Genomic DNA, 25,036 nt, shown 5'->3' with positions numbered 1-25,036 from the left:
CTTGACGAGATAACTCCCGGCTTCAAGGCATCCGGTGCCCCGAATGGCTACCGTCTCCCCCAGTTGATAGACCGCTCTTTCTGTGGCGATGCAAGGTTTCTGGGCTTCCGCCATCACCGGCAGGTTAAGCGACATGATCCACAGGAAGAGGGCGATGATCGCGATGCCCATGCGTATGGAAGAGGAGCTGCGATGTTTCCGCTCTTTCACCCCGTATCCCTCCAATCTATTCTCCGGAAACAATTACCATTCAAGGAAAAAAGCAACCCTTCCGCCCTTTCCTGGTTTTCAGCCCCTTGTAGCCCTTTCTGCTTGTTCTCCCTGAAAGCCTTCCTTTTTCGGCTATAAAAACCCGAACACATTACGTGTTCGGGCCGGTTTCACCATTAGCTCCCCGCGATCAAGGTGACCAACTCAAGACCGCGGTTCACCGCTTCCCGCTTTCGATTGCCGGTGCTATTTCCTTGTTGCTCTTGCGGGTTTCCCGCTCCCCCAAAGAGTGACAAGCAAACTATCTATACATTTTTCCAGATCTGAGAAATTATCAAACATTGACTCTTTATCCATCGTGTTCGAAGGAGCTCCGACAAAAAAGACGCGGCCTGCGGGGCCATCTTGCTTATCCATGGATAAAACAAAGAAAGGTCGGCGCCGGTTGAGCCGAGGATTCGGTTTCCGCATCCGTCGCTCAAGCCCGTCCTTACAACGGCAGGTCTTTGGAGCCGTGGCCGATGAAGGCAAGCAGGACAACAATCACCAAGGTAGTCCCCGTGATAGACAAGCGAGAGCCCGCAGTGAAGTTCAAAGTTCTTATACTCTTGTTTATCGCGGCTTCGCGGCTGACATGCATTGGCGCGGAGGACCGGAGGCAGGCTTTCCCGGGAAGCATAAAGAGTACGGAGGGAGTCGGCCTGTAAGCCGGATTCTGTACCCGGGGAGCCAGCCCCGGGCGGTGGTCATCCATCTGGGACCGCCGTTACCGACGGCCTCATGCGGCCTACCCGAGCCTCAAGCGCTGCGGGCCACAGCATCGGCTCCTACTTGGCCTTGCTCCGGGAGGGGTTTACCAAGCCGGCCCTGTCACCAGGACCGCTGGTGGGCTCTTACCCCACCTTTTCACCCTTGCCCCTGCCCCAAATGGGCGGTGGGCGGTCTCCCTTTCTGTGGCACTTTCCGTCGGGTCACCCCGCCTGGGCGTTACCCAGCTCCCTGCCCTGTGGAGTCCGGACTTTCCTCAGGCGTGAGCAGCACGCCCGCGACCACCCGGCCGGCTCCCTCCGATCTTTATTATATTCGACATAGACACACGCAAAAACGTTCCGGATGGAATGACCTCAGCCTCCTCTTCTCTCTGCCTGTTCAGCCGTAGCGATACGAAGGCCTCGAATTTTTTTCAACACCTAAAATGGCGGCCGAAAAGCGATGCTTCGTGTAACCGCTTACACCGGGTACCCGGCTACTTATAGGAATCCCGGCCCTTGAACGGTAGCGGAAATGGGGGCCTTAGAAGCGGGGCCGTGGATCCGGCATCGACGCTTCAATGAGAAGTGGTTTTGACGTCTCATGGATTTGCCTGCCCAACGTGATCCATTTTCCTCCGCAATGCCTTGAAATGACCGGTCACCGCAAACGCGTAACGGATGAAAACCTCGGAAACTTCCCGGTAAAAGCGTAAAATATTCTCCGTCTCCTCAGGTCGCCCGAAGAGCAAGAAGAGAAAGGGCCGGCAAGCCCGGCCCGGTATGTGTCCTTACGACGGAAACTTGTGCGGGCGACGCGTCGACCCTTCCGGAACAGGAATCGGGGCTCGCTATGATCCTCTCTGTCTCTGCTCCTCCTCCTCGGCCATCTTGATGAACTCGGCCCAGTTCTCAGAGAGCTTGGCCTCCCCCTCGTAACGGCCCATGGGAGTGATGACCGGCTTAGGGCCTGTGCCGTCCCACTCCTTGTCCGCAGGCTCGAAGCTGTGCCCGGTGACTTTCCCCTCCTCGTCGAAGTGGAACCATACCCTCTGGGAGGGGTTCTCCTCCTGGGAGAGGAAGGCCTTCATGGTGAACAGATGCTGCGTCTTCAGGTAATCCCTGACCGCGGACATGACCCACCTCCTTGCGCACCCATCCGAGACCTGGAGTTTCAACGCTCGCCATTTATTCTAACCACAGGTCCGCTACCCTTCCAGTTACTTAAGTTAGGTAAGCATTTTCGCGGTGTCGCATCCCAAACCTTGCCGAGCGGAAATCCTCGATATGCCTCCGGAGTGGACCGCATTTCCGGCGTAACCGGGGCAGGCACAAGAAGGCGGCTTGGGAGTACCTGTTCCTGACGCGGCATAAGATGGCCGGAATCGAGGTGCCCGACATTCCCGCGATTGGATACCGAAATATATACCTATCTATTACCGCGATCCATCACCGCGGCATGAGGTGGCCGAAACCGCAGCGCTCCAGCAGGTTGCGTGCCGCACCTCCCAGGAGGTCCCTCTCTATCGCCTCTCCGAACCCGAAATAGCGCAGGTCCTCCCACAGGGCGTGATGGTACCCGAAGCCCACCGGGAAATCCGTGCCGTAGAGGATGCGGTGGGAAAAATCCTCGAAAAGGCGTCGGAACCAGGGGTAGTTCTCCTCCACATCCTCCACCTCCAGGCTCTCGGCCACGGGAGGACGCGGATCCCCCTTCACCTTGAGGTCCTCGTAGATGCGCATGCAGGAGATGGAGTTGGTCATGTCCAGCCAGAAGTTATCGTACTCGCTCAGCAGCCGGTGGGCGAGGCGGAAGCGGGGAAAGAGCGCGTGCACCGCGACCACCTGCATGCCGGGATATTCGCCCAGCACCCTTTCCATCTTTTGAAGGTCCATGTACATGCCGTAGAAGACATCGAAGCCTGTGTGCACTAAGAAGGGCCGCTGGTGCTCGTTCAGGACCTCGAACATGGGCCTCATATCGTCGTCGAAGGCGGGGAACCGCTGCGCATAGGGATGAAGCTTCATGCCCAGGAACCCGTACTCCTCGATGCACCGCCTGGTCTCTTTCTCCTTGTTTGGGGTCTCGATATGGAGCGAACCGAAGGGCACCGCCTCCGGAATCCCGGAACATAGGTCGCGGTTGAAGCGGTTGAGCTCCTCCGTTTCCTCCTCCCAGAGGGGAAAGACCAGGTTGAAGAAGAGCCGGATGCCCGATTCCCTAAGGGCTGATACTATCTCCTCCGGCGTGATCTCCTCGCTCACCGGGAATCCCGGAGTGAACTTCCTGACCCAGCGCACCAGGCCGGCCATGCGCCGGGGCGGGAGGATGTGCACGTGGGGGTCGATCCACTCCATCCCCTCCTTCTGGGCTCCCGTCTTCCCGCCCGTCCAGCGATCGAGGACGGCGGCCTGCGTTTCTGGAGCCTCCCCTTCCCCGGCCTGCGGCGATCTCTTCATCTGTCCCTCCCTCCCTCTCCAGCTGCGTTGAACACCTGGGCCGGCCGGCTCCCCGGTAGGACCTCCGCGAGATTTTCCAGCATTATATTACAACCTCCACCGTCAGCATCCGGGCGGATGACGGGAAGCGGCTCCAAGGTATATATAAACGGAGAGGAAAGGAGTCGAACATGCGACGTGCCTTGGTCAAGACGGCGGCTCTCTTGTTCCTGTCCCTCACCGCCTTGTCGCACCCCGCATGCGGGAAAGCGGACCTGCGCGCCGAGCTCGTCGAGCTGCTGCGGGAAAAGGCGGGAAAGATAGAATCCCTCACTTTCACCTGCCGAACGGAGGACGGCGAAAAGGTCTACGGCGAGGAATTTCACCTCCGGTTCCCGGACGAGTACCGCTACCGGTTCCTGGAAGAGAGGAACGGGGAGATGGTCCCCACGCGTTACGCCGCCCAGTCGGGGAACCGGGTGGTGCGCGCCCGGCTGGAGGACTCGGGCTCCGACATCTCCCTGCAGGCCGAACTCCTCGAGGACGTCCCGCCCATCCGTGGCACCGGAGTCTACCTTTCCCTTTACCATATGATGGGAAACGCGGATTATTACTACTCCCTGCTCTCCATGCTGGAGGGCGGCTCCCTGTCGGTCGTCTCCCTGGAGGACCGCGAGGGCAGGAAAACCTATCACCTCCGGTCCGCGGAGGGGCTCAGCCCGGAGACCGAGGTGTGGCTGGAAACCGAGAACGGGCTCCCGCTGCGCAGGGAGTTGGTCCTGGAGCAAGGAAGAAGGGTGGTCTTCAGCTACGGAGACCTCTGCGTGGATCCACCTCTCCCACTGGAACCCTTTCCGGAATCAGCCGCGGAGATAGCCGCGGTCTTCGGCCGGACCGGCTCTCCGGTGAGCCTCGACGTCAAGGACGGAGCCTGCCGCCTCGGCCCGGCCTCTTTAACGCCTGAGGGAACCGGTTTCTCTCCCCTCCTTCCCGAACTGGAGGGGTTCGAGGAGGCCGGCTCCTTCTGGAGAGACCCCGCGGCCTCCGACCTCTCAGCCTCCGAACGGTCGCTGCGTTTCCCGGAGGGTTTCCGCGAGTTCTACCTCCTTCTGCGCCAGGGTAGCCGACAGGCGGAAATCAAGGAGGTCCCACGGGTGGAGGATTTCGGATATTACACTTCCGGCCTGGGCCTGCTTTCCGGAGCCTACCTTGTCCAGCAGGAAAGGTTCCCTCGGGAGGCCGCGGATGCATCCTACACCGTAACCTTCAACCGCCAGGAGATGCAACTGGTCGCCGGGGAGGTGGAGATAACCGTGACCGGCGACCTCTCGCGCCTGGAGTACGAGGAGTTGGCCCGGACCTTCCAGTCCCTCGCGGAAGGTAATCCCTGAACCCCTACACGGACGGTATCAACGGCTTGGTTCCAGGAGGCGGAGGGTCCACCCCAGGGGGGTGTGGTAAGGAGGTTCTCCCCTCAGGGCAGCTTCCAGGCGGGCGACCACCTCGTCCGAGAAGGCGTCCAGCATGCGCTCACCGGCCTCGGGCGAAGCGGCACGGGGCTCGCCGATATAGTTGGAGGGGCGGCTCTCGGTGACCCAGCAGAGCATCAACCCGATGTAGGAGAGGTCCTTCCCCACCTCCTCCCCTCCAAGCTCCCGCGCCAAGCGGCCGACGAAACCCAGGAGGATGCCGGGCCACCGCCTCGGGTTGATGGAAACTCTTGCCAATTCCTTCCAGGAAGCCCTCACCTTCTCCGGGTGAGCCCTGAGCATCAGCGAGGTCTCGTTCAGTCCGGCATGGCAATCCTGGGCGTCACCACAGGCTCCCGGTCCGGCCCCCAGGCGGGAAAGGAGGTCCGGGTCCAGCTCCACCATACGCCGGTAGAAGGAGAGAAAAGGGGCCACGATGTGAAAACCACGTTCGCGGTACAGCCTGCGTACCGCTTTGGCCGTGGCTATCTGGTGACGCGGCCCGCCGTGGTTGTCCACCACCAGGAGGTACCGGAAGCCGCGCCGGGCCAGGAAACCGGCGATGCCGCGCAGAAGGAGGTTCACCGCCCGGCTGTCCACCTCCACCGAGCCGGGTATGGTGTCGCTACCCACACAGAAGGAGGGAAGGACGACGAAGCCCAGATCCGGATTCCTCCGCGCCGCCTTTGTCAGGGCGCGGTCGCGCACCTCCTCCGCCACCCAGACGTCCGTGCCCATCGGAAGGTGAGGGCCGTGGACTTCCAGAGGGCTCAAGGTGAGCACGAAAACCGTCTTCTCCCGGTCCAGCGCGTCGATCTCCGGGCCCGTGAGGTCCATGAATACTAGTCGCTCAGCCATGACGGAATTATAACACGGACACCTCGATCGCACCCCAGAGCGGCGGTTGATATAATGAAGGCCGCGCAGGAAGGGACGTGGTAGGATTGAACTTCGATTTCGCGGAAATAGACGCCATAATCAACGCCCGCTCCCTGGCCATCGTGGGGGCTTCGGGAAAGCCCTTCAAGTTCGGCTCCCTCTTCACCGCCTCACAGCTGGCTTTCGGCTTCTCGGGACCCTTATACCTTGTGAATCCCGGCGAGAGGGAGATAATGGGGCATCCCTGCTATCCGGATCTGAACTCCCTTCCCGAGGTGCCCGACCTGGTATATGTTACCATCCCCGCACATCGTTCCCTGCACATCCTGAGGGAATGCGCTCGCCTTGGGGTGAAGGGCGTGGTGCTCCTGGCCGCCGGATTCCGCGAAATAGGCGAGCAGGGAGCGGAGCTGGAGGCGGAGGCCGTCAGCATCGCCCGCCGGGGCGGTTTCCGCATCATAGGACCCAACTGCTTCGGCATCTACAACCCGCGCAACCGCCTTACCCTGCTCCCGGGTCACGACTTCAGCGATTCCCCCGGTGAGGTGGCCTTCATCTCCCAGAGCGGCGGATTCTCCGCTCATGTGGCACGCATGGCGGGAGATCTGGGCATCCACTTCAGCGCGGTGGTGAGCTACGGGAACGGGGCCGACCTCAACGAGGCGGACCTCCTCCTCTACTTCTCCATGGACCCGGCCACCCGGGTCATCTCCGGTTACCTGGAGGGGATTTCGGACGGCCGGAGGTTCTTCGCCGCGCTCAAGGAAGCGGCTTCCCATAAGGACGTGGTCATGTGGAAGGTGGGAAAATCGGAATCCTCGAGCCGTGCCGCCCTCTCCCACACCGGCTCCCTTTCCGGAGCCTCCTCGCTCTGGGAAGGTCTCTTCAGGCAGTGCGGGGTCATTGAGGCCTCCGGCGTGGAAGAGCTCTGCGACGTGCTCCTGGCCTTGAAGCATCTGGGGAGAAGGCCCGGTAAAAGGGTGCTCATCTCCGGCGGAGGCGGGGGATTGGGCGCCTATGCGGGTGACCTGGCAGAGGCGGAAGGCCTCGAGGTGCCGCTCCTCCATGGCCATACGGAGGCCCGCCTGCGCGAGATACTCGATTACCCCGGGTCCTCGGTTGGCAATCCGCTGGATATCGGGACCCCTCTAACCCACCTCCCGGTCTTCGAGGCCGCCATTCGCGAGGCGGCGCTCAACCCGACCACTGACGTGTTGGTCTTCGACCTGGCCCTGAACTTCGCCCACGGGCTGTTCGGTGACTCCGGTCTGGAAGAAGCCGCGAATATCCTGGTCAGGATCAGAAGGGACACGGGAAAGCCGGTCGTCCTGGTCCTCTATTCCCGCGCCGTGGGCTTGAAGGACATGGCCGTCGAGGAGCTCTCCCGCAGAATGCGGGACAGGTTGCTCTCCGGCGGTGTGCCGGTATATCCTTCCATGGCCCGGGCCATGCGCGCCCTTTCCCTGGTCAATACCTGAACCCTCCTTCACCATACCCCGAGCCCATCCGGACGAGACGGGAGACCGCCTTACGACCGGGCATGTGGCCGGAATCGGTATCGCATGGATATATTGCAACACCATATACTATTGACATATATATCAGATATACATATCATCGAACCATCGACACATGTTTGACCTCGGAGGCGCGTTGAAAAACTATCTCAGCACTTATCAGGTGGCCAAGACCCTGGGGGTCAACATCCAGACGGTCAGGCACTACATTCGCAAGGGGGAGTTAAAGGCGGCTCGCGTCGGGAAGAAGTACATCATCACCCAGGAGGACATCGACGCCTTCCTGGCGGCGCGAAAGGAGGTGAGGAGCCTAGAGAAGATCGGCCTGACGGAAAAGGGGCGCCAGAGGGTGCACGAGCTCAAGAAGAACGCCTTGAACGTGCTCACCTATCTGGAAGAGTGCCCCGGGGCGGATGTGGACGAACTGTCCGAATCGCTCGGCCTGAGCCGCAAAGAGGTTTTACGGGCGTTACGGCGCCTGGAGGGGAAGAATCTTGCCTACTGCGAACCCGGCGGGGAAAAGGTCGACCGTGCACGAGACCCGTGGTATGCCGCCCCACGCGGGAAGTGACGGAGCCTGAAAGCTCCGGTGAGGTGGATTTCGACCGCCGGGATCACGAGGCAGAAAAGGGGGGTTTATCCATGACCGAAAGTTCCATCACCTTGCAGGAATTCGTGGAATCCTACGTGCCCGGACTGGTCTCCAAGCGGTTGCAGGAGAAACCCATCCCGGACATGGAGGGAACCGACTTCTCCGTACAGCTGGTGATCAAGGGGGAGAGGAGCCTCGTCTACGGCATATCCATCAAGGACGCCCGTGAGATCACCGTCCATCCCGGCGGGCTGGAGAATCCCATGCTCGAGGTAATCATCCCGGAGGACGTCATCCGCCCCCTTGTGGACATGGTCAGCTCCTTCACCGGGCGCAAACAGTACGACGCGGTAAGCGCGGCCAAGGGCAGGGTGACCCTGGAGATGGGCATGCCCGGCAACTGGACCCTGCCGGTGACCGTGAGGTTCAACGGGGCGGATTCCCCCAGCGTGACCATATCCGCCTCCTCGCAGGACTTCGCCAAGATGGCCACCGGCGAACTCAGTGGCCCCATGGCCTTCATGCAAGGAAAGGTGAAGCTGGACGGAGACATGTCCTTCGCCCTCTCCCTGGCCAACCTGATGCCCTGAAGCCGGGAAGCCGAGCCGGCCTCCGCCACCGGGACACCCTCCTGCTCCTCGAGGGCACGCACCTCCGGCGTCCGGCGGAGGCCGGCTTTCACGCTCTCCGGGTTACTGCCGCGGAGAAGGAGTTCTCACAACTCCCGCAGCCGGTCCTTGATGATCTTCCCCCCGGGGTTCATGGGGAGGGGCATTTCCGAGACCACCACGTAATCCGGCACCTTGTAATCGGCGATCTTCCCGCGGCAGAACTCCACGACCTCCTCGGGGCTCAGCGAATGGCCGGGCATGGGAAAGACCACCGCCTTTATCTTCTCCCCGAGCACGGGGTCGGGCACGCCAACCACGGCCGCCTGCAGCACCTTGGGGTTGGTGAGTATGAGGTTCTCCACCTCCACGGAGTAGACGTTCTCCCCTCCCCGCAGGATCATGTCCTTCTTGCGGTCCACGATGGTGTAGAAGCCCTCCTCGTCCTTGACCACCACGTCCCCGGAGCGGTGCCACCTGCGCCCTTCGGAATCGACGACGAAGCTCTCGCTGGTCTTGTCGGGAAGGTTCCAATACCCACGGCACACCCCCGCGCCGCTTATCAACAGCTCCCCCGGCTCGCCCACCGGGACCTCCCGCAGCTGCTCGTCCACCACCTTGAAAAGGGTGGGGGGCGTGGGCCAACCTATGGAGGAACCCCTCTTTATCACCTGCTCCGGCGGCAGCAGGGAGCCGGCACCGATGGACGTGGTCTCGGTCATGCCGAAGCCGTTCCCTATCTTGGCGTGAGGAAAGTCCTTCAACATCAGCTCGCCCAGCTCAGGCGGCATTGGGGATCCTCCCTGGAACATGACCTCCAGATCTCCTGCCTCAACCAGTTTCTGGTAATTGGGCTGCATGCGCAGCAGCCAGAACATGGCCGTCACGCCCACGAAGAAGTTCACCTTCTCCTCGATCATGCTCTCGATGACCTGATCCGCCTGAAACACGGGCAGCACCACAGCCGAGGCGCCCAACAGGCAGAGGTTGAAAAGGGTGTGTAGGGCGGTCACGTGAAAGAGGGGAACGGATATCATCTGCTTTATACGGTATATGTCGTCCATGGTATATTTTTCCGGCAATAAGTAGGGCATGCAGCTCAGGAGGGCCTGGGCGTTGGTACACACGTTGCGGTGCGTGATGATGCTGCCCTTGGGACGACCCGTGGTCCCGGAGGTATAGCATATGCTGCAGATGTCCTTCTCGCCGACTTCCACATCGATATAGGGAGGGGCCTCGCGGGCCAGGAGGGCACTGAAGGGGACCGTCCCCTCTTTCCCTTCATCTCCCGTGGTGACTACCTGCTCCAGGCTTTCCAGTTTATCCCGGAGGGGTCTCACCCTGTCGTAGAGCTCGTTCTCCACGATGACCAGCCGGGAACCGGAATCCCGCAGTTGATAGGCGATCTCATCCGTCTCCAGCCTGGCGTTGATGACCACGGAAATGGCGCCCACCGCGGCGATCGCCAGGTAACTGATGCAGAACTCCGGATTGTTGAGAAGGATCATGGCCACCCTGTCGCCCTTCCGGATGCCATATTCGTGTCTCAGCGAGGCGGCCACTTTGCGCACCGCCTCGTCGAGGCGGCGCCGGGTGTACCTCTGGCCAAGGGTCGGAAAGATGAAGATCTCCTGATCCGGGAATTTTGCCAGCCCCTCCTTGAAAATGGCGGTGAGGTTCGGGTATCTCCTTGCGTAAGCGGTTTCCAGAGCGCCTTCGAACCACTCGTCTATCACACCGTCCCTCGGCCAACCCTCGCTCAACATGCCGCCATCCCTCCTCCTGCCCGATTCCGCAGCCCTTCAATCGGAACGTCGATTCCGCGAAATGATGATACTAAAAGAAATGATATTCGCATTCTGGGGAGGAAGGCAAACCATCCGGAGATCGCGCTCTTGCTTCGTTTTTTCTGCTTGCATTGTCAGGTCGGAAGGCGATCTCCCAATACGGGCCAGAGCGGAACACATCACCGATGGTTCCCTGGGCCGGACCTCGGGGCGCCCTCTCCATTTATCCTTGACCCGTCCCGCGCCGGCGGAAGTTCGTGGTTTCATTGATGGATGCTAAGGCGACACTTTTGTTCTACCTTTCCAGCTTCTGCCGGTAAGCGATGCACGATTCTTTCCCTGAGGGAAAGAGGGAAGAAAACCGGCCGCCGCCGCTCCGCGTTCCGGAAAACACCCGTCCAGGGGTATGATACCGGCAGGCGGCCATGCCGAGGCGAGCGGCGATCACAGATCTCTCCCAAATTGCCATGGAGGTCGTGTATGCTCGGACCACAAAGAGAGGAAAAGGGGATCAGGGAAAGGCTGGAAATTCCCTCCGGCGCGGCCAGGGTGCTGGTCTTCGCGGAATCCAGCCACTGGGATCCCGACTGGCTTCTGACCAGCGAGGAATATTACCGCTTTCGGATCCGGAAGATCTTCCGGAGGATGATGCACTGGTTGGAGCGGGAACCCAGGAGGGTCTTCAGCATCGAGTCCGTATTCTTTCTCCGCATGTACTGGGAAAGGAATCCGGAAGACAGGGAGAAGCTGCGTGAATGGGTCAACTCCGGCCGCATCCGTCTGAGCGGCAGCGGCGTTAACACCCCGGATACCCTTCTTCCCCCGCCGGAGGCCCTTATCCGGGATTTCCTGCACGGTCAGGAGTGGCTGCGAAGGAACGGCATGCACCAGGAACCGCGCCTGGCCTATCTGCCCGACAACTTCGGCAACAGCCCTACCCTCCCCACCATGCTCCGGGCCATGGGCTTCCGGTACGCCGCTTTCAGCCGTATCGACGGGCTACTCTTCCCCGGCTCGGATTACCGGCCGCCGGGAAGTTACCCGCTGCGCGGTTCCAGCGCCTCCCTACTGCTCAAGGACAGGCGCAGCGTGGATTTCATATGGAGGGACGCGAACGGCGAGGAAGTCGTCTGCCACCTCAACCCCTATACTTATGGGCAAGGGGACACCCTCATCAACGGCGGATGGACTCGATGGATGGGATTTAAGGTCGGGCTCCCCTCCCCCTCCTTCGACCTTGCGCGGTCCATGCGCAGGATCACAGGCTTCGCCCGGAGGCTCGAACCGCTCTCGCCCACGCCATACATGTTCTGCCCCATAGGCCTGGACTTCAACGACCCCCTCCCCCACCTGACCGACGTCCTGGACGGATACAACCGCACCGCCTTTCCGAAGACTGGGGTCTTCGCCGTCAACGCCTCGCTGGAGGATTATCTGGACCTGGTCTCCGCCCACCGGTCCCGCCTCCCCGTGGTCCAGCTCGATCCCAACCCCTACTTCATGGGCTTCTACCTCTCCCGGCCCGAGGCCAAGCAACTCTGGGATTCCGCTGTCCGCTGCCTGGTGGCAGCGGAGAAACTGCTCGTGGAGCGCGAGATGAGGGCATGTGGAGATGGAGACGAGGGCCTCTGGCGCCGGTTGAGGGACCTTTGGGACGAGGCCCTCATGGCCAACCATCACGATTTCGTGACCGGGACCTCGCCGGCCAGGGTATGGGAAAGAGAGCAGAAGCCATTGCTCCTGCGGTGGCGGAGGGAGTCACGCGAGCTGCTGGAGGAGGTTCTGGAGAAAGGAAGGGAAGACACGGTCATAGCCATCCCCGGTCTGCACGCGGACGCCCCTTCACCTTCAGGCGACGGGAGTCCCGATCGCTGGAAGGCGGGAAACCTACGCCTCCGGCCTGCATGGAGGTTGAAGGACGACCGCCTTGTCGTGGAGACCTCCCGTTACAGGCTGGAAATAGACGGGCGGCGTGGAGGATGCATCTCTCGCCTCACGGACTTGGAAAGAGGCGTGGAGCTCTTCAACGGACTGGCGAACGACGTGGTGTCCTACCGGGACAGCGGCGGCCTCTGGCGCATGGGCCACGAATTCGCCGGGGGCTCCTTCCGTGAGACGGCGCGCAGCTCGGACAGGACAGCCGTCGTTCGGGTGGTGGAAGAGGAAGGCTCCCTCCGGGTAGAGGTGATCTCCGACCTCGAGGGGAGGAGACTGGTCAGATGGATATGGTGCCGGGAAGCGTCTCCACTCCTGAGGATGAGGGTCGAGGGGCGCCTCCCCGACCACCGCACCGCATCGGTCCGTTTTCCCCTGACCGGGAAAATCCGGCGTCTTCTCATGGAGGTCAACGGTGGACTGGTACGCCGCCCGTTGGAGAAACTATACCGTCCCACCTTCTGGGCCTCGGGACGCCTAGTGATCCCCGAGGACGACGACGGGAACTGGGACATCGCCTTCCTCCCGGGCGTGCCCTCCTGTGCGGCCTTTGTCCGGAGCGGTGGTATGGAGCTTGGGGTTATGCGCAACGCACCCAGGGAACGGGCCTTCGGGATCCTCCCCCTGCTCTCATTTCCCGCCAGAGGGCCGGACCGCGGCCTCCAATCTCACGACTACGGACTGCTTCTGCGCCCTCCTGACGTGGATGAGGGCGCACTCCGCGCCTGCCTGAGGGCGGTGTGGGAGGATGACGCCCTCGCTTGGCCCGCAGGCTGGAAGACCGTCCCCGAAGACCTGGCTGTTCTGGCCGCCAAGAGGCCCCTCCGGGGGGATGGGCATATCCTCCGTCTCTTCTCCCCTCTTCCCGCCTCGGAAAAAGTGGTCATCTTCCGTGAGGACGCGGACATAACGGAGGCCTTCCTCTGCGACGCCCGGGAAAGGGAAATGGAGAAGCTGACCGTCTCCGGAGGCCGGGTGTCCTTTCCCATGAACTCCCCCATCGTGACGGTCAGAGTGTTCATTGAACGGAAGTGGGGACCCGTCACGGATTAGGACCGACCGGATAGATCCCGTAGCACCACCATCGAGGCCGGCAACATCACGATTTTGGAGTTTTCTCCGGACCGAGAGGTGTTATTCTCGGACTTGTAAAATTACCACAAAATGGTATTTTTCGAGGGCCTTTTAATAAGACCCGGTGAATCCGCCTATGGTCAGCCACTTGTCGTTTTGTGGGGTCTGTTCCTATCCGTCAGAGTCCCCTTTTAAAAGCGCTCACAGGATCTTATTATTTTTATGGGATTTCGGACAGCCGATGAAAAAGAGGACAGGGAAAGGAGGCACGTTGAAGACCAGGCTTTTTTCTACCGCTGCCGTCATCGTCCTGGTGATAGCCGGCCTCCTGCCGCTGGCCGGATGCGGGAAGAAAACCGAAACGGGCGGAGGACCGGACACCGTGGTGGTCAAATTCTTCGAGGCCTCCCTGGCGGAGGACGCCGACCTGGCATATGAGCTCCTGAGCCGGGAAAGCCGTGGAGAAGTGGAGGATAAAAAGGAGCTGGTAGAGGGGTTCTCGGAGAGCCTGGACAGCTACTCCGTCGGGCACCCGGACATCTCCGGCGACAAGGCCAGGGTCCCGGTGACCCTCAAACTCAAGGCTTTCGAATCGGAATTGAAGTTCGACATGATACTCATCACCGAGGACGGCGCCTGGAGGATCTCTATGCCGGAGTCGGAAGCGGAGATGGAGAAGGCCATGGAGGAGATCTTCAAAGGGATAGAGCCGCCCGATTGAAGGGCGCGAAAAAGGGAGACGTCAACCGTCTCCCGGGTGGGAACCTTCCATCAGCTCACTCTCTCCAGCCAGTCCCTGATCTCCCGGTAGTCCAGGAGGCCGCGCAAGGCGCGGGCGCAGCGCGAGGCCGAGGTGAAGACCGGAAGGTCGTTCTCCACAAGGCAGCGTATGGTGCGGCTGGCGGTCCCCAGGAAGGACATGACGAGCAGCGGCTTCCGATGTTCCAAAGGCACTTGGGCCAGCTGCGGGAGAAAAGAGAGGAACTGTTCATCCCAGGCGTCCTCCATAGGAGCGAGTTCCGGGAGCCGCTTCTTCAGGTTGGTCCCCATGTCCGCAGCCCCGAATATACCGTAGATCACCGCCCCGTCCACCTCGCCGTAACGGAAGGCCTCCTCCGCAATCTCTTTATAGATGGCGATATTGGTCTCGAAGGTGATGTCCACCGGGTTGGCCACGGAAGTGAGAGGACCGGTCCGCTCCCGCAGGGCCTTCTGAAGAGAGGGGGAGAACTCGGGAACCCTCATCCCCGACTTCTCCAGGTGATAGGCAAGCGAGGTCCCGGGGCCTCCGGAATTGGTGATCACGGCTATACGTGGGCCCGGGGGCAGCGGTTGGGTGGAAAGGGCCCATAGTAAGTCCAGCATGTGGTCTATGTCCTCGGCGCGGATCACGCCCGCCTGCCTGAACAGCCCGTCGTAGAGCTCGTCAGGCCCGGTGACCGCGCCGGTATGGGAGAGGCTGGAACGCGATCCCGCCTCCGTCCCGCCCACGTACACGGCGACCACCGGCTTGCGCCGTGCCGTCTCCCTCGCCACGGCGATGAACCGCTCCGGCCGACGCACCGTCTCCACGTACAGGCCCACGGCCCGCACCTCATCCTGCTCGCGGAAGAACTCCAGGCAGTCCACGAGGTCCAGGTCCGCCTCGTTGCCCACGCTGATGGTCTGGCATATGCTCATACCCTGCGCCCTCAGGTAGGGGTTGAGCATGGAGGTATAGGCTCCGGACTGGGAAGCTAGGGCTATGCCTCCCCCGAAAGGCGGCTCGGGAATGGTGGTGGTGTTCAGGGAGCGCATCCGGTTCATGACCCCCACGCAGTTGGGTCCCAGGAAGCGCATTCCATACCTGGAAGCTATTTCCTGTAAAGCCCGTTCCCGCTCCCGTCCGTTCCCGTCCTGAACCTCCTTGAAGCCTCCGGAGATCACGATCACACGCCGCACACCTGCTTTTCCGCACTCCTCCATGATGCGCGGCACCAGATGGGTAGGCAACACCAACTGGGCCAGGTCCACGGGACGGCCGATCTCGGATATGCTGCGGTAAGCCGGGAGCCCCATGACCGTTCCCTCCGTGGGATGTACGGGATATACCTCTCCGTCGAACCCTCCTTCCAGGAGATTGGCCAGCTGCATACTCCCCATTTTCAGGGGATTGTTGGAGGCCCCGTAAAAGGCGATGGACCTCGGGTTCATGATCATCTCCAGCGGATGCACGGCACCTCCTTCAGGTCAAAATCGATCTATCGAAACGTTTCCCCACCCTCTTGAAAAGGAAAGGTGTCGCCGGGGGCATGCCGTCACGTCCCGGCACGGTAATAGACATGGAGCCTCACGGTGCGCAGGTTACCGGGCATGGCCGCGTCCCTGAACTGCACGTAAACGCGGCGCCATCCGGGAGGCCCCTCTTCGAGCCTCCAGGGGAGGACCAGAACCTCGCCGTCACGGCAGGGAATCCAGGACGCTCCGGAGAAATCCGGCCGGTTGGAAACGCGCACGTCCATCAGGCCCGCTTCCTGGTCGTGAGCCCGCAGGGTGATTTGAACCACCAGGCGGTCCGTCACGCCTCCCCCGTCGCCTATCCTCGCCTCGTCCACGACCGGCCTGCCATGGTCTCTGCCTGCCGCGTATACGCTCCGGAGAAATCCGGCCGGTTGGAAACGCGCACGTCCATCAGGCCCGCTTCCTGGTCGTGAGCCCGCAGGGTGATTTGAACCACCAGGCGGTCCGTCACGCCTCCCCCATCGCCTATCCTCGCCTCGTCCACGACCGGCCTGCCATGGTCTCTGCCTGCCGCGTATACCCTGATGGGGAGCACGCTGCCCCCTGGCAAGTCCGCCAGCACCACCACCATGCGCTCTCCGGAATCGGCGTCGTACTGCTCCAGGATACGGCCGTTCCTCACCGCATAATAGGCGCCTCCGGAGAGGTACCTCATGGGGAACTCCAAACGGCAACCGTAGAGGTCCATCACCGCTCCCGGTTGACGCAGGGTGTTCCTGGCCTTGCAGGTCACGTCATCGAAGGGTCCCTCCAGGTTCAGGGGGAGCGGTTTGTCGAAAGCCCCCTCCCCATTCCGCAGCGGTGGTCGAGGGTAGGAAGGATTGGTGGAATTGTCCTGTTCCATCCACTGGAGCACAGGGCGATTACGGCGGTATTTCGTGTACTCGTTGACCTCACCCGCCCCAACCGCCAGGCCCTCCCAGCCGGGGATGGACCACTTGCGGTCGGGATTCCCTTCCGCCCCCGGAAAACCCCACTCGGAAAGGCGGCAATCGCGTATGGTTATGAGGCGGAAGCCCGCATAGCCCTGGGAGGTCCGGTCCAGGAGCAGGGAATTCCCGTCCACGGGGATCTCCGCTCCGGTGGTGTTGATGCACACCACCTCCCCCGGCGAACTTCCGTAAGGGGCCCACTCCACGCGGTTCACAGCGTCGCTGTGGGTGTGACCCGTGGCCACGAAGGAGACCTCGTACTTGCGCAACAGGTACATGAGCGCCTGGGAACCCTCCCCCTCTCCCGCCGCGAGCTCCACCAGCCCGAGCTCCTTGGCATTGGCGAAGGCCTCCGGAGGTGAGCCCGCGGTGCGCAAGGGATCGTGGTGCATGAAAACGGCCTTCAGTCTCCGGCCCTCTTCCCGGGCACGCCGCAGCTCACCCTCCACCCAGGCCAGTTGCCCGGTGAAGCCGTCGCCATCGGGGTCCGGCCCCCAGGGCCAGGGCGCCCATCCCCAGGGATCCCCGTCCCCTCTGACCTGGCCGTGCCACTTGTGTGGTATGATCACCTTAAGGGGAAGGAAGATATTGGTAAAATCCGCCAGATAACCGTTGCGGTCGTCATAATCCCTCGCCATCTCCGGGAAGAGCGATGTGGCCAGAGCCCAGAGGATCGGGTTGGCGTCCGAGGGCGCGAAGGGCTCAGGCCCGTCGGGATCCAGCTTCTCCCAGTCCAGCGTGTTCACCGCCAGGAAGGTCATGTCTCCGTAATCCCAGGAATAATACAGGGGCCCGAAGAGGTCCTGCCATATCTCCTGCCCGTCGTCGTGCTCCACCACATGCCCGTCCCAGCAGTAACCGTCGTGGTTGCCGGGCACACAGAATACGGGCACGTTGAGGGCCAGGAGCTCGTCGTACCACCAGGTGTACTCGAACCGGTACTCGGTGCCCGGATCTCCGTTGACGTCCCCCCAGATCCAGGTGTCCTTGGGGTAGGTGTTGAAGTTCTTCTGGGCGTAGACCGCGTCTCCCGTGAAGACCACGAAATCGGGGTTCATGAGGTTGATGGCCTGAAGCTCCTCCTGCAGGTAGATGGCCCCCTCGTTCGTCTTCCCGTCACCGTCCAGGTCCATGGGAAAACCGGGATACCCGAAGGCGGAGAGGTCGAAGCGGGCGGGAGTCCCGGGTCGGGGCTCGCGCAGTTCGAAAGAGTTGTAATCGAGGTTCAAGCCGTTCCTTATCTCCGGCCCGTAGACGTGGGTATCGGTTATGTGCACGATCCTCAGGTGGTCGCTATACCCCTTGATCACCTGGAGGGCGTGGGGCTGATGGTCGGCCAGGCGGAAGGCCGAGGACACGCGCTCCGAGAGGCAACGCACGTGGAGGTCATAGAGGTCCAGAGGAACGTCTAGGGGCACCTCCACCTCGATGTGATCCACCTCGAACCCGGACTGGCCGAAGATCTCCGGCCAGCGTCGGCTGGGCCCTCGCCTGACCCCGACGACCGTGAGCCGCCTGGTGTTGACCACCGTGTGCACCGGGTTCCGATAGGTCCCGTAAGAAGGGCCGCCCAGGCGGTACCATTCGGAAGGCGGGTCATCGGGGTCACCGGGCACGGAGCCGTCGTAATTCTGTTGGTTGGCCGCCACCGATGTGGTCACCAGGACCTCCCAATCCTCCGGACGGTTCACGGATTCCATCTCCGGCCGCGGGGCCCCGGGCACACCCTTCCTCCAGTCCCACTCGATGACCAGCCTGGAACCACGTGGTACGATGGCCGGGAAACCGAAAGTGGGATAGATGAGCTCATTGATGCGTTTGGCGACTTCTGGAAGTGAACCGGTGGGGTTGAGCTCCGCGGCCCTACAGGTCTTTCCGCCCGGGCTGGATGAAACTCCCAGCAGGGTCGCCAGCAGCAAGACGCAGAGAAGGGACCGAGACGTGAGGTGAAAGGATTCTCTGCGGTGTGGAGTTCCCGAAAATCCCCCTGTCGGCATCCCCCGTCACTCCTTTTGCCGCCTTCGCCACCGTCATTCCCTGAATTCACCTCGATTTTAGTACAACATCAAGGGGTTGGGAACATGAAGGGGAACGGGCCGCGCGCCAGGCGGCAGGAAGCGGTCGGGGCCGGCCTCACCTCAGGCCGTAACCGCGCTCTTTTTCGCCTGCCCCTTGGGGCTCAAGGAGACTTCCAGCACTCCATCTTCCGAAAAATTCCATTCCAGGTGGGTATCCACGTCATAGGTCATCTCGTAGAGCCCCTGGACCAGGCCGACCACCATCAGGTGAAGAAATGCGTTCTCGATGCGGAAGTATAGCCCTCTCTGGTTGGATCTCAACTCCGTGAGGTTCCCCAAGCCTCGCAGGGCCAGCTGGTCCCGCATGTCCAGGCGCCCCATTCCCTCGATGCTGTAGAAGCCGGCGCGCACGAAGCGCCTCTGGGCCTCTATGAACATGCCGGGTAAGTCCTCGCCGATTTCGTTCTCCAATTCGCCGAATATGGCGTCCACCTCCATCCCGGTCATGATCATGCGCTTTCCGGTGGTGGAGCCCAGGATTATCCCGCGCTCCGGGTGCCAGCGGTAATTGGAAAGAGCCAGAGGTCCGCCGCAACTCTTGCACCTCTCCAACTCCACGTCTCCCTCCCTCACGGGGAAATGGCGGAATTTCAGCCTGCCCTTGAGCTCCTCCGGGTGCGAGGAGACGTAACAGGTTATCTCGTAGAGGTCCTCGGTGAGCCTCCGGTACTTCGCCGCGAGGTCACAGCCGAAGAGTATCTCGAAAGCGCCGGCCATGTCCCCACAGGCCAGCGGCACCGAGTAGGGTTCGGAGATGGTCTCCACCACATAGTCGTCGACATCCTTTTCGAAACGATAATCGACAACCTCGTACCTTCCGTAACCCATGAGCCTGGCCGTGAGGCGGAGGCCGTCATTGACCGGCCGCCAGTCCAGCTCCCGGCGGCGCAGGAGCTCCTTGGTCACGTCGGGTAACAGGCTCCCCAGATAGGCCCGCACGGCCCTCCTCTTGGCGGTTATCAGCATGTGCTCGATCGGAAGGCCTATGAGTTCCTGGACTCCTGCGAAAAGGGGATCGAGGTTCTCGCATTCCACGAAGACCATACGGTTGCGGCGATCACGGCTCTGCACGATGATGCCGCCGTTAAGCCACATGTGTTCCGAGGTGATATGGCGGGGAACCCCGCACTCCGGGCATAGCTCTATGCCGGTCATGCCAACGCCCCTTTCTCCCGTCCTCCAACCTTTTCTAGAAAAAAACCCCGTGCACCGTTACACTTCATCAATGCTAAATTATCGTCCGATTGCGGGATGCGTATAAGACAGTACCAATCGGTACGTTCAGAGTGGGCGACGAAAGAAAAGGTGGACCGCGGGCACTCCCGCCGCAGCCGGCGCCGCCTTATTCGTGCCCCGTCGATAAACCCCTCGCCGTAGAGGGCCGCCCTGAAGCCGTCTCAGTCAGAGAGGGAGAATTCCTCCCTTATGAAATCCACCCAGGGCTTGAAGGCCTCGACCTCTTCCGGGGGTATCTCGTCCAGGAAGATGGTGTCCACCATTCCCACCAGCTCGGTGAGTCGGGTGGCGGCCTTGGCGTAGCGCACGATGGTGGGCAGGTTGCCCTTCAGTCTTATCTTCCCCTGGATCATCCCCTTCGTGGCATCCAGTTCCCCGGTCATCACCTGCTTCCAACGATGGTAATCCGCAGTCAGTACGTAATCGCCTTCCTCGCCCACCGACCTCGGAACAAGGCGCACAGAGCGGCATTCCCCGTTCCACAGGTCCAGCATGAGGTACATGTCGTCCTCCAGCCCCACCCCCGGTTCGGGGAGGATGTGGATGACCACCGATCCTTCCCAGCCCCTGGCCAGCCTGCGGTAGGTCTCGTCCTCCTGGATGAGCTTTCGGTAAGCACCTATCCAGGCCGGGGTGCCCATGATGTAGGGGGGCTTTTCCACCTCCGACAGATCGCCCACCAGACCCTCGAAAGCCTCCTCCCATTCCGTGGTACCGTAGACGTAAGCCATCTCCGCACCTCCCCTTTCCGTTCTCCGGATCGGAAACCATCGCAACCCCCCGGCACAGTCGAGGCAAATGATAGCACCCCGGCCGGCCCCTTTCCGACGACCTCCACACCTCCGCTCCCACGCGAAGCCCCTTTTCCCTCAACGTAACGGCAAACGGCGTGGCTATTGAACTGACACCCGGGTACCGAAAGGCCATGCGCATCGACCCGCCCGGGGCGGACTGTTCTCCTTGCACCTCTACGCCTAGCCGGCAACTCCCGTTACCCTCCGTCAGGCCCCGCCGATCAACGGGACGGTGGGCCGTTTAAACATCATCCCCAGGAGGTATAAAAGAGGCGCGAGATGGAAGCAGGACATGGATATGAGGCCCGGTCCCGGGAATGGCGAGGGAAATCCAGAAAACACTTTCGAGCCGCTGGGAGGGTCAGATTCCCGGATCAAGACCGCGCTGCGTCCGCAAACAGGCCCTCGCCTTTCGGGTATGATCGACTGGAGGGAAAGCAAAGGAGTCGAGAGGAGATGAAAATTCTGCGCACTCCCGATGAAAGGTTCAACGACCTCCCCGGCTATCCTTTCGAGCCGCATTACACACTCATCCCGGACGGAGAGGGCGGCTCCCTGCGCATACATCACCTGGACGAGGGTGACCCAGACGGAGAGGTGGTGCTCATGCTCCACGGCGAACCGTCCTGGTCTTACCTCTACCGCAAGATGATACCCATCCTGGTGGATGCCGGGTTCCGCGCCGTGGCCCCGGACCTGGTGGGCTTCGGACGTTCGGACAAGCCCGCGCGCCGCGAGGATTATACCTACGCGCGCCACGTGGAATGGATGCGGGAATGGTTGAACCGCACGGGATTGCGGGGTATAAACCTGGTATGCCAGGACTGGGGAGGGCTTATAGGCCTGCGGCTGGTGGCCGAGCGGACAAGCCCGCGCGCCGCGAGGATTATACCTACGCACGCCACGTGGAATGGATGCGGGAATGGTTGAACCGCACGGGATTGCGGGGTATAAACCTGGTATGCCAGGACTGGGGAGGGCTTATAGGCCTGCGGCTGGTGGCCGAGCGCCCTCACCTCTTCTCCCGGGTGGTGGCGGCAAATACCGGCCTGCCCACGGGAGATTACCCTCTGGGAGAGGCCTTCATGGCCTGGCGTAGATTCTCCCAGGAGACTCCCGAGCTGCCCATCGGAAGGATCATCCAGTCGGGTTGCCTGAGTCCTCTCCCTCCCGAGGTAGTCGCCGCCTACGAGGCCCCCTTCCCGGATGAGAGCTACAAGGAGGGGGCGCGCATATTCCCCTCCCTGGTGCCCATATCCCCCGACGACCCCGCTGCGGAGGACAACCGCAGGGCCTGGGAGAGCCTGGGCCGCTTCGACAGGCCATTCCTCACCGCCTTCAGCGACGGGGACCCCATAACCCGCGGGGGCGACGCCCTGCTGCAATCGCTGATCCCGGGTGCCCGGGGGCGGAAACACGTGACCATCAAGGGAGCAGGTCACTTTCTCCAGGAAGACAAAGGAGAGGAGCTGGCCGCGGTGGTGGTGGACTTCATCCGTGGAAGCTGAGAGCGTGCGGCGAGCGAGCTTTTGGGGAGGTGCGGGAATGTTCGACATCCTGATTCGAGGGGGCCGGGTGGTCGACGGGACGGGCGGCGCGCCCCGCACGGCGGATGTGGCGGTCAAGGACGGGAGGATCGCGGAGGTGGGGAACCTCTCCGAGGCCCAATCGCTCGCCACCATCAAGGCGGAGGGAAAGGTGGTGGCTCCCGGTTTCATCGACATCCACAGCCACAATGAGCTGTACGTCATCCGTGACGACTACCGCGAACTGTTCGAGCCCTATGTAAGGCAGGGCATCACGACCTGCGTGGTCTCCAACTGCGGATGGTCACTGGCCCCCTGGCCGATCCGACACGATGAGCTTTTCCGCTCCACACTTCACAGCATGGGCGTCTCACGCGAATTCCGTCCGGAGTGGGAAACCCAGAGTGAGTTCATGGAATGGCTGCGCAAGCGCGGGTTGCCCATCAACTTCGTGCCCCTGTCGGCTCACGGACCCATCCGCATAGCGGTCATGGGCCCACAGGCCCGCTTCTGCACTCCGGAGGAGCTGGAGAGGATGAAGGAGCTGGTGCGCCGGGACATGGAAGCCGGGTGCCGGGGCTTCTCCACCGGGCTCACCTACTTCCCGGGCATGTATGCCCACACCGACGAGCTGGTGGAGCTGGCAAAGGTGAGCCGGGAACACGGCGGCCGATACGTGAGCCACGTCCGCTCCCTGACGGACACCTTCGACCGCGCCGTTGAGGAAGCCGTGGAGATAGCCCGACGCAGCGATTCCCCCCTCCAGGTGAGCCATTTCATGTGCGTCCCCAATCTTGGACGGATGGCCGACCTGGTCTATGCGGCAACCGGCTTGATGGAGGTGATCAACCGCGTCATCCCCCTTCCTGGGGTTCCCAACGGGGTGCTGCTAAGGGCATATGAGGTCGTGGACAGGGCGCTGGACGAAGGCATTGACGTGGGGCTCGACTTCATCCCCTACGTGATGGGCAACACCACGGTGACCCAGCTCTACCCTCCCTGGGCTCTGGAAGGGGGCACCGAGGCCCTCATCAGGCGACTGAGTGACCCGGAGGAGAGAGCGAGGATAAGGCACGACGTGGAAACGGTCACCGCCAGGTGGCCCCACTGGGAACCCGGGTCTTGGGCCTCGAACTACATCAAGTGCCTGGGATGGAAGATGCTCTCCATCCTCTCCGTGGGAAGCGAGAAGAACCGGCACATGGAGGGCAGGCGAGTTGTGGACCTGGCCCGTGAGGCGGGCAAGGACCCCTTCGATTTTCTGGCCGACCTCACCGTCGAGGAGGAGGGCTGCGTGGTCTTTCTCATGGGAATGCCTCCTCGTCCCTGGTCGGAAAAGGTCTTCCTGCGCGGGCAGGAACACTCCCAGCTCTCGGTGGGCGCGGACGTCCTCTTCCCGGAGAAAGGCTCTCCGCCCCAGACCGCCTACGGCACCTTTCCCCGCATCATCCAACACTACGTCAGGGAGCTCGGCCTGTACACCCTGGAGAACGCCGTCCATCGCTGCACCGGCCTCGCCGCCTCTCGTTACGGGCTGGAAGACCGGGGGGTGATCAGGAAAGACGCGGCAGCCGACCTGGTGGTCATGGACTTCGAAAAGGTGCGAGACAATTCGACCTACGACAACCCGCGGCAGTACCCGGAGGGCATCGAGTACGTGGTGATCAACGGAAAGGTGGTCCTGGAGAAGGGGGAGTACAAGGCTGATGCCCTGCCCGGGCAGGTCCTGGCGCGTTGAATGACGGCCCGTGAATCGAGTTCCGGATCGCGGGCGTTTGGGACGGGGTGTGGACTCGGACGTCCTTTATCACCGAGAGCGTGGGCCCCTTTTCCAGGCCTCCTACTCCTTGAACGCCCTGCCGGTTCCCCGGTTCACTCCGCCAGCTCGACCCTGAAGCGGCAAACGGGGTCCCCTTTGGTCAACAACTTGGTGAAACCCGTGGTCCTAAACCTGGGGTTCAGCTCCTCGAGCATGCCGACCAGTGACGCGGCGATCATTATCTCGCAGATGTCCGGTTCCCGCGACCAGATACGGGCCACGGGACAGGTCTTGAGCTCCTTTTCGAAAGCATGCGGCGTGCTCTCCACGTATCCATCCCAGAAATTGGCAAAAGCGTCGTCGATGGTGTCCTGCAGCCTGGGAAGGCCAGTGCAATCCGCGAAGTCCTCGGGCCGTGTGCCGGAAAGGGCCATCCACATGGACGCTCCCTTCTTTCCCTGGCGGTAGAACTCCTCACGCAGCCTTTGCACAAACTCTTCGCCTCCTACCTCCCTGCCCACACGGTACAGGGTCACCACCTGACGCGCCAGCACTTCCGTCCAGTTGCGGTAACGCTTGCCCATCTCCTCCTCGCTCACCGGATACCTCTCGTAATCGGGAACCTCCTTCACCTCGCACACCCCCTCTGCACACCGCGGAAAACGGTTACCTTCGCCTATTTTACCCTCGATCCCAACCCCGTGACGGGATCTCTTCGCTACAGAAAAAGGCGAACCTTCCCCGCCGCCTCGCGCGCCTCGCAGTTCATTTGCCCTCCGTCATGAGGAAGACCCAGAAGGGAAGGGGTTGTGGTTTTTCTGGCGAGCGAGCGTCGGCACGGCGGGGATCCTCTTCCCTTCCCTTTCCGGGGATATTTTCCCCTGGTAAGAACCCTTGTCTTGCTTTATGTTATTTTAATCCCCGGACATCCTCGTCTGGCCGCAATAACCCGGGGGGGCAAACGGAGTCTGAGGATGCAGGCGGTAGGCCACCGACGGCGGCGGTGGTTAGGGCATGCATTCGCGCCGGAGAGGGAGGTAGAAGATGGACAAGTGGAAGGAGATGTACGAATCCAAGCTGACAACCCCGGAGGAGGCGGTCAAGGGCATCGTCTCGGGAGACAAGGTCTTCTGCAGCGGGGCTTCCTCCACTCCCGTGGCCCTGCTGGAGGC

At 61.8% G+C, this 25,036-nt stretch carries 18 protein-coding genes, 1 other RNA gene, 1 pseudogene and 1 riboswitch; of the genes and pseudogenes, 8 read left to right on the top strand and 12 right to left on the bottom strand.

Annotation, left to right across the window (positions count from 1 at the left end; translation table 11 throughout):
* The 4 genes from H7007_RS07340 to H7007_RS07325 form a co-directional block, all read right to left on the bottom strand.
* The coding region (locus H7007_RS07340) for a hypothetical protein (RefSeq protein WP_287154338.1) at window positions 1-210 on the bottom strand (210 nt) is incomplete at its 3' end.
* 153 nt (window positions 211-363) lie between these two features.
* Window positions 364-447, bottom strand: a riboswitch (cyclic di-GMP riboswitch).
* A gap of 451 nt (window positions 448-898) precedes the next feature.
* Window positions 899-1,275: RNase P RNA component class A (rnpB, locus tag H7007_RS07335), an RNA gene on the bottom strand.
* A 535-nt stretch (window positions 1,276-1,810) separates the two neighbouring features.
* Window positions 1,811-2,095 carry a hypothetical protein gene (locus H7007_RS07330; RefSeq protein WP_287154336.1) on the bottom strand — a complete coding sequence of 95 codons (285 nt, stop codon included), beginning with the start codon at window positions 2,093-2,095 and terminating at the stop codon, window positions 1,811-1,813.
* A gap of 313 nt (window positions 2,096-2,408) precedes the next feature.
* Window positions 2,409-3,419, bottom strand: coding sequence for an amidohydrolase family protein (locus tag H7007_RS07325; protein ID WP_287154334.1), 1,011 nt, complete (start codon window positions 3,417-3,419; stop codon window positions 2,409-2,411).
* Between the two features lie 170 nt (window positions 3,420-3,589).
* Between H7007_RS07325 and H7007_RS07320 the strand changes: the two genes are divergently transcribed.
* Window positions 3,590-4,789 carry a hypothetical protein gene (locus H7007_RS07320; protein WP_287154333.1) on the top strand — a complete coding sequence of 400 codons (1,200 nt, stop codon included), beginning with the start codon at window positions 3,590-3,592 and terminating at the stop codon, window positions 4,787-4,789.
* A gap of 18 nt (window positions 4,790-4,807) precedes the next feature.
* Here H7007_RS07320 and H7007_RS07315 read toward each other — a convergent pair whose 3' ends face one another.
* On the bottom strand, window positions 4,808-5,725 hold the full coding sequence (locus H7007_RS07315) for a creatininase family protein (protein WP_287154331.1): 918 nt from the start codon (window positions 5,723-5,725) through the stop codon (window positions 4,808-4,810).
* A gap of 77 nt (window positions 5,726-5,802) precedes the next feature.
* Between H7007_RS07315 and H7007_RS07310 the strand changes: the two genes are divergently transcribed.
* The 3 genes from H7007_RS07310 (at window position 5,803) to H7007_RS07300 (ending at window position 8,445) form a co-directional block, all read left to right on the top strand.
* The gene (locus H7007_RS07310; protein ID WP_287154329.1) at window positions 5,803-7,224 is read left to right on the top strand and encodes an acetate--CoA ligase family protein; all 1,422 of its coding nucleotides are present in this window, start codon (window positions 5,803-5,805) and stop codon (window positions 7,222-7,224) included.
* 175 nt (window positions 7,225-7,399) lie between these two features.
* Window positions 7,400-7,834, top strand: a complete 435-nt coding sequence (locus tag H7007_RS07305; protein WP_287154327.1) for a helix-turn-helix domain-containing protein — start codon at window positions 7,400-7,402, stop codon at window positions 7,832-7,834.
* 71 nt (window positions 7,835-7,905) lie between these two features.
* The gene (locus H7007_RS07300) at window positions 7,906-8,445 is read left to right on the top strand and encodes an SCP2 sterol-binding domain-containing protein (protein WP_287154325.1); all 540 of its coding nucleotides are present in this window, start codon (window positions 7,906-7,908) and stop codon (window positions 8,443-8,445) included.
* A 125-nt stretch (window positions 8,446-8,570) separates the two neighbouring features.
* On the opposite strand, the gene H7007_RS07295 is transcribed toward H7007_RS07300, so the two are convergent.
* Window positions 8,571-10,229: a class I adenylate-forming enzyme family protein gene (locus H7007_RS07295; protein ID WP_287154324.1), complete on the bottom strand. Its 1,659-nt coding sequence runs from the start codon at window positions 10,227-10,229 to the stop codon at window positions 8,571-8,573.
* 501 nt (window positions 10,230-10,730) lie between these two features.
* On the opposite strand from H7007_RS07295, the gene H7007_RS07290 reads away from it, so the two are divergent.
* On the top strand, window positions 10,731-13,238 hold the full coding sequence (locus tag H7007_RS07290; protein ID WP_287154322.1) for a glycoside hydrolase family 38 N-terminal domain-containing protein: 2,508 nt from the start codon (window positions 10,731-10,733) through the stop codon (window positions 13,236-13,238).
* A 292-nt stretch (window positions 13,239-13,530) separates the two neighbouring features.
* Window positions 13,531-13,980, top strand: a complete 450-nt coding sequence (locus tag H7007_RS07285) for a nuclear transport factor 2 family protein (RefSeq protein WP_287154320.1) — start codon at window positions 13,531-13,533, stop codon at window positions 13,978-13,980.
* Window positions 13,981-14,030: 50 nt separating this feature from the next.
* On the opposite strand, the gene H7007_RS07280 is transcribed toward H7007_RS07285, so the two are convergent.
* From H7007_RS07280 to H7007_RS07260, 5 genes are all read right to left on the bottom strand, one after another.
* The gene (locus H7007_RS07280) at window positions 14,031-15,473 is read right to left on the bottom strand and encodes an acetate--CoA ligase family protein (RefSeq protein WP_287154318.1); all 1,443 of its coding nucleotides are present in this window, start codon (window positions 15,471-15,473) and stop codon (window positions 14,031-14,033) included.
* A gap of 83 nt (window positions 15,474-15,556) precedes the next feature.
* The gene (locus tag H7007_RS07275; RefSeq protein WP_287154316.1) at window positions 15,557-15,853 is read right to left on the bottom strand and encodes a hypothetical protein; all 297 of its coding nucleotides are present in this window, start codon (window positions 15,851-15,853) and stop codon (window positions 15,557-15,559) included.
* A complete protein-coding gene (locus H7007_RS07270) occupies window positions 15,835-18,468 on the bottom strand; it encodes a metallophosphoesterase family protein (protein ID WP_287154314.1) in 2,634 nt (877 codons plus the stop codon). The genes H7007_RS07275 and H7007_RS07270 overlap by 19 nt, the downstream gene beginning before the upstream one ends.
* A 141-nt stretch (window positions 18,469-18,609) precedes the next feature.
* Entirely contained in the window at window positions 18,610-19,704 is a 1,095-nt protein-coding gene (locus H7007_RS07265; RefSeq protein WP_287154312.1) for a hypothetical protein, read from the bottom strand.
* Between the two features lie 242 nt (window positions 19,705-19,946).
* Window positions 19,947-20,516 carry an SCP2 sterol-binding domain-containing protein gene (locus H7007_RS07260; RefSeq protein ID WP_287154310.1) on the bottom strand — a complete coding sequence of 190 codons (570 nt, stop codon included), beginning with the start codon at window positions 20,514-20,516 and terminating at the stop codon, window positions 19,947-19,949.
* A 519-nt stretch (window positions 20,517-21,035) separates the two neighbouring features.
* Here H7007_RS07260 and H7007_RS13805 point away from each other — a divergent pair.
* Window positions 21,036-22,087 (top strand): annotated as a pseudogene (locus H7007_RS13805) (haloalkane dehalogenase).
* 37 nt (window positions 22,088-22,124) lie between these two features.
* Window positions 22,125-23,843: an N-acyl-D-amino-acid deacylase family protein gene (locus tag H7007_RS07245; protein ID WP_287154305.1), complete on the top strand. Its 1,719-nt coding sequence runs from the start codon at window positions 22,125-22,127 to the stop codon at window positions 23,841-23,843.
* Between the two features lie 134 nt (window positions 23,844-23,977).
* On the opposite strand, the gene H7007_RS07240 is transcribed toward H7007_RS07245, so the two are convergent.
* Window positions 23,978-24,505, bottom strand: a complete 528-nt coding sequence (locus tag H7007_RS07240; RefSeq protein WP_287154296.1) for a hypothetical protein — start codon at window positions 24,503-24,505, stop codon at window positions 23,978-23,980.
* Window positions 24,506-25,036: the final 531 nt, after the last annotated feature.

The organism is Candidatus Solincola tengchongensis (assembly GCF_015711935.1).
In the GTDB taxonomy this organism is placed as follows: Bacteria; Actinomycetota; Geothermincolia; order Geothermincolales; family RBG-13-55-18; genus Solincola_A; species Solincola_A tengchongensis.
This window is presented reverse-complemented; position numbering and strand designations above follow the sequence as displayed.

Bases quoted from the DNA above. Each gene is read 5' to 3' on its own strand.
- H7007_RS07315 (WP_287154331.1), bottom strand. From the start codon at position 5,725: ATGGCTGAGCGACTAGTATTCATGGACCTCACGGGCCCGGAGATCGAC.
- H7007_RS07330 (WP_287154336.1), bottom strand. From the start codon at position 2,095: ATGTCCGCGGTCAGGGATTACCTGAAGACGCAGCATCTGTTCACCATG.
- H7007_RS07320 (WP_287154333.1), top strand. From the start codon at position 3,590: ATGCGACGTGCCTTGGTCAAGACGGCGGCTCTCTTGTTCCTGTCCCTC.
- H7007_RS07325 (WP_287154334.1), bottom strand. From the start codon at position 3,419: ATGAAGAGATCGCCGCAGGCCGGGGAAGGGGAGGCTCCAGAAACGCAG.
- H7007_RS07300 (WP_287154325.1), top strand. From the start codon at position 7,906: ATGACCGAAAGTTCCATCACCTTGCAGGAATTCGTGGAATCCTACGTG.
- H7007_RS07290 (WP_287154322.1), top strand. From the start codon at position 10,731: ATGCTCGGACCACAAAGAGAGGAAAAGGGGATCAGGGAAAGGCTGGAA.
- H7007_RS07270 (WP_287154314.1), bottom strand. From the start codon at position 18,468: ATGCCGACAGGGGGATTTTCGGGAACTCCACACCGCAGAGAATCCTTT.
- H7007_RS07245 (WP_287154305.1), top strand. From the start codon at position 22,125: ATGTTCGACATCCTGATTCGAGGGGGCCGGGTGGTCGACGGGACGGGC.
- H7007_RS07260 (WP_287154310.1), bottom strand. From the start codon at position 20,516: ATGGCTTACGTCTACGGTACCACGGAATGGGAGGAGGCTTTCGAGGGT.
- H7007_RS07265 (WP_287154312.1), bottom strand. From the start codon at position 19,704: ATGACCGGCATAGAGCTATGCCCGGAGTGCGGGGTTCCCCGCCATATC.
- H7007_RS07295 (WP_287154324.1), bottom strand. From the start codon at position 10,229: ATGTTGAGCGAGGGTTGGCCGAGGGACGGTGTGATAGACGAGTGGTTC.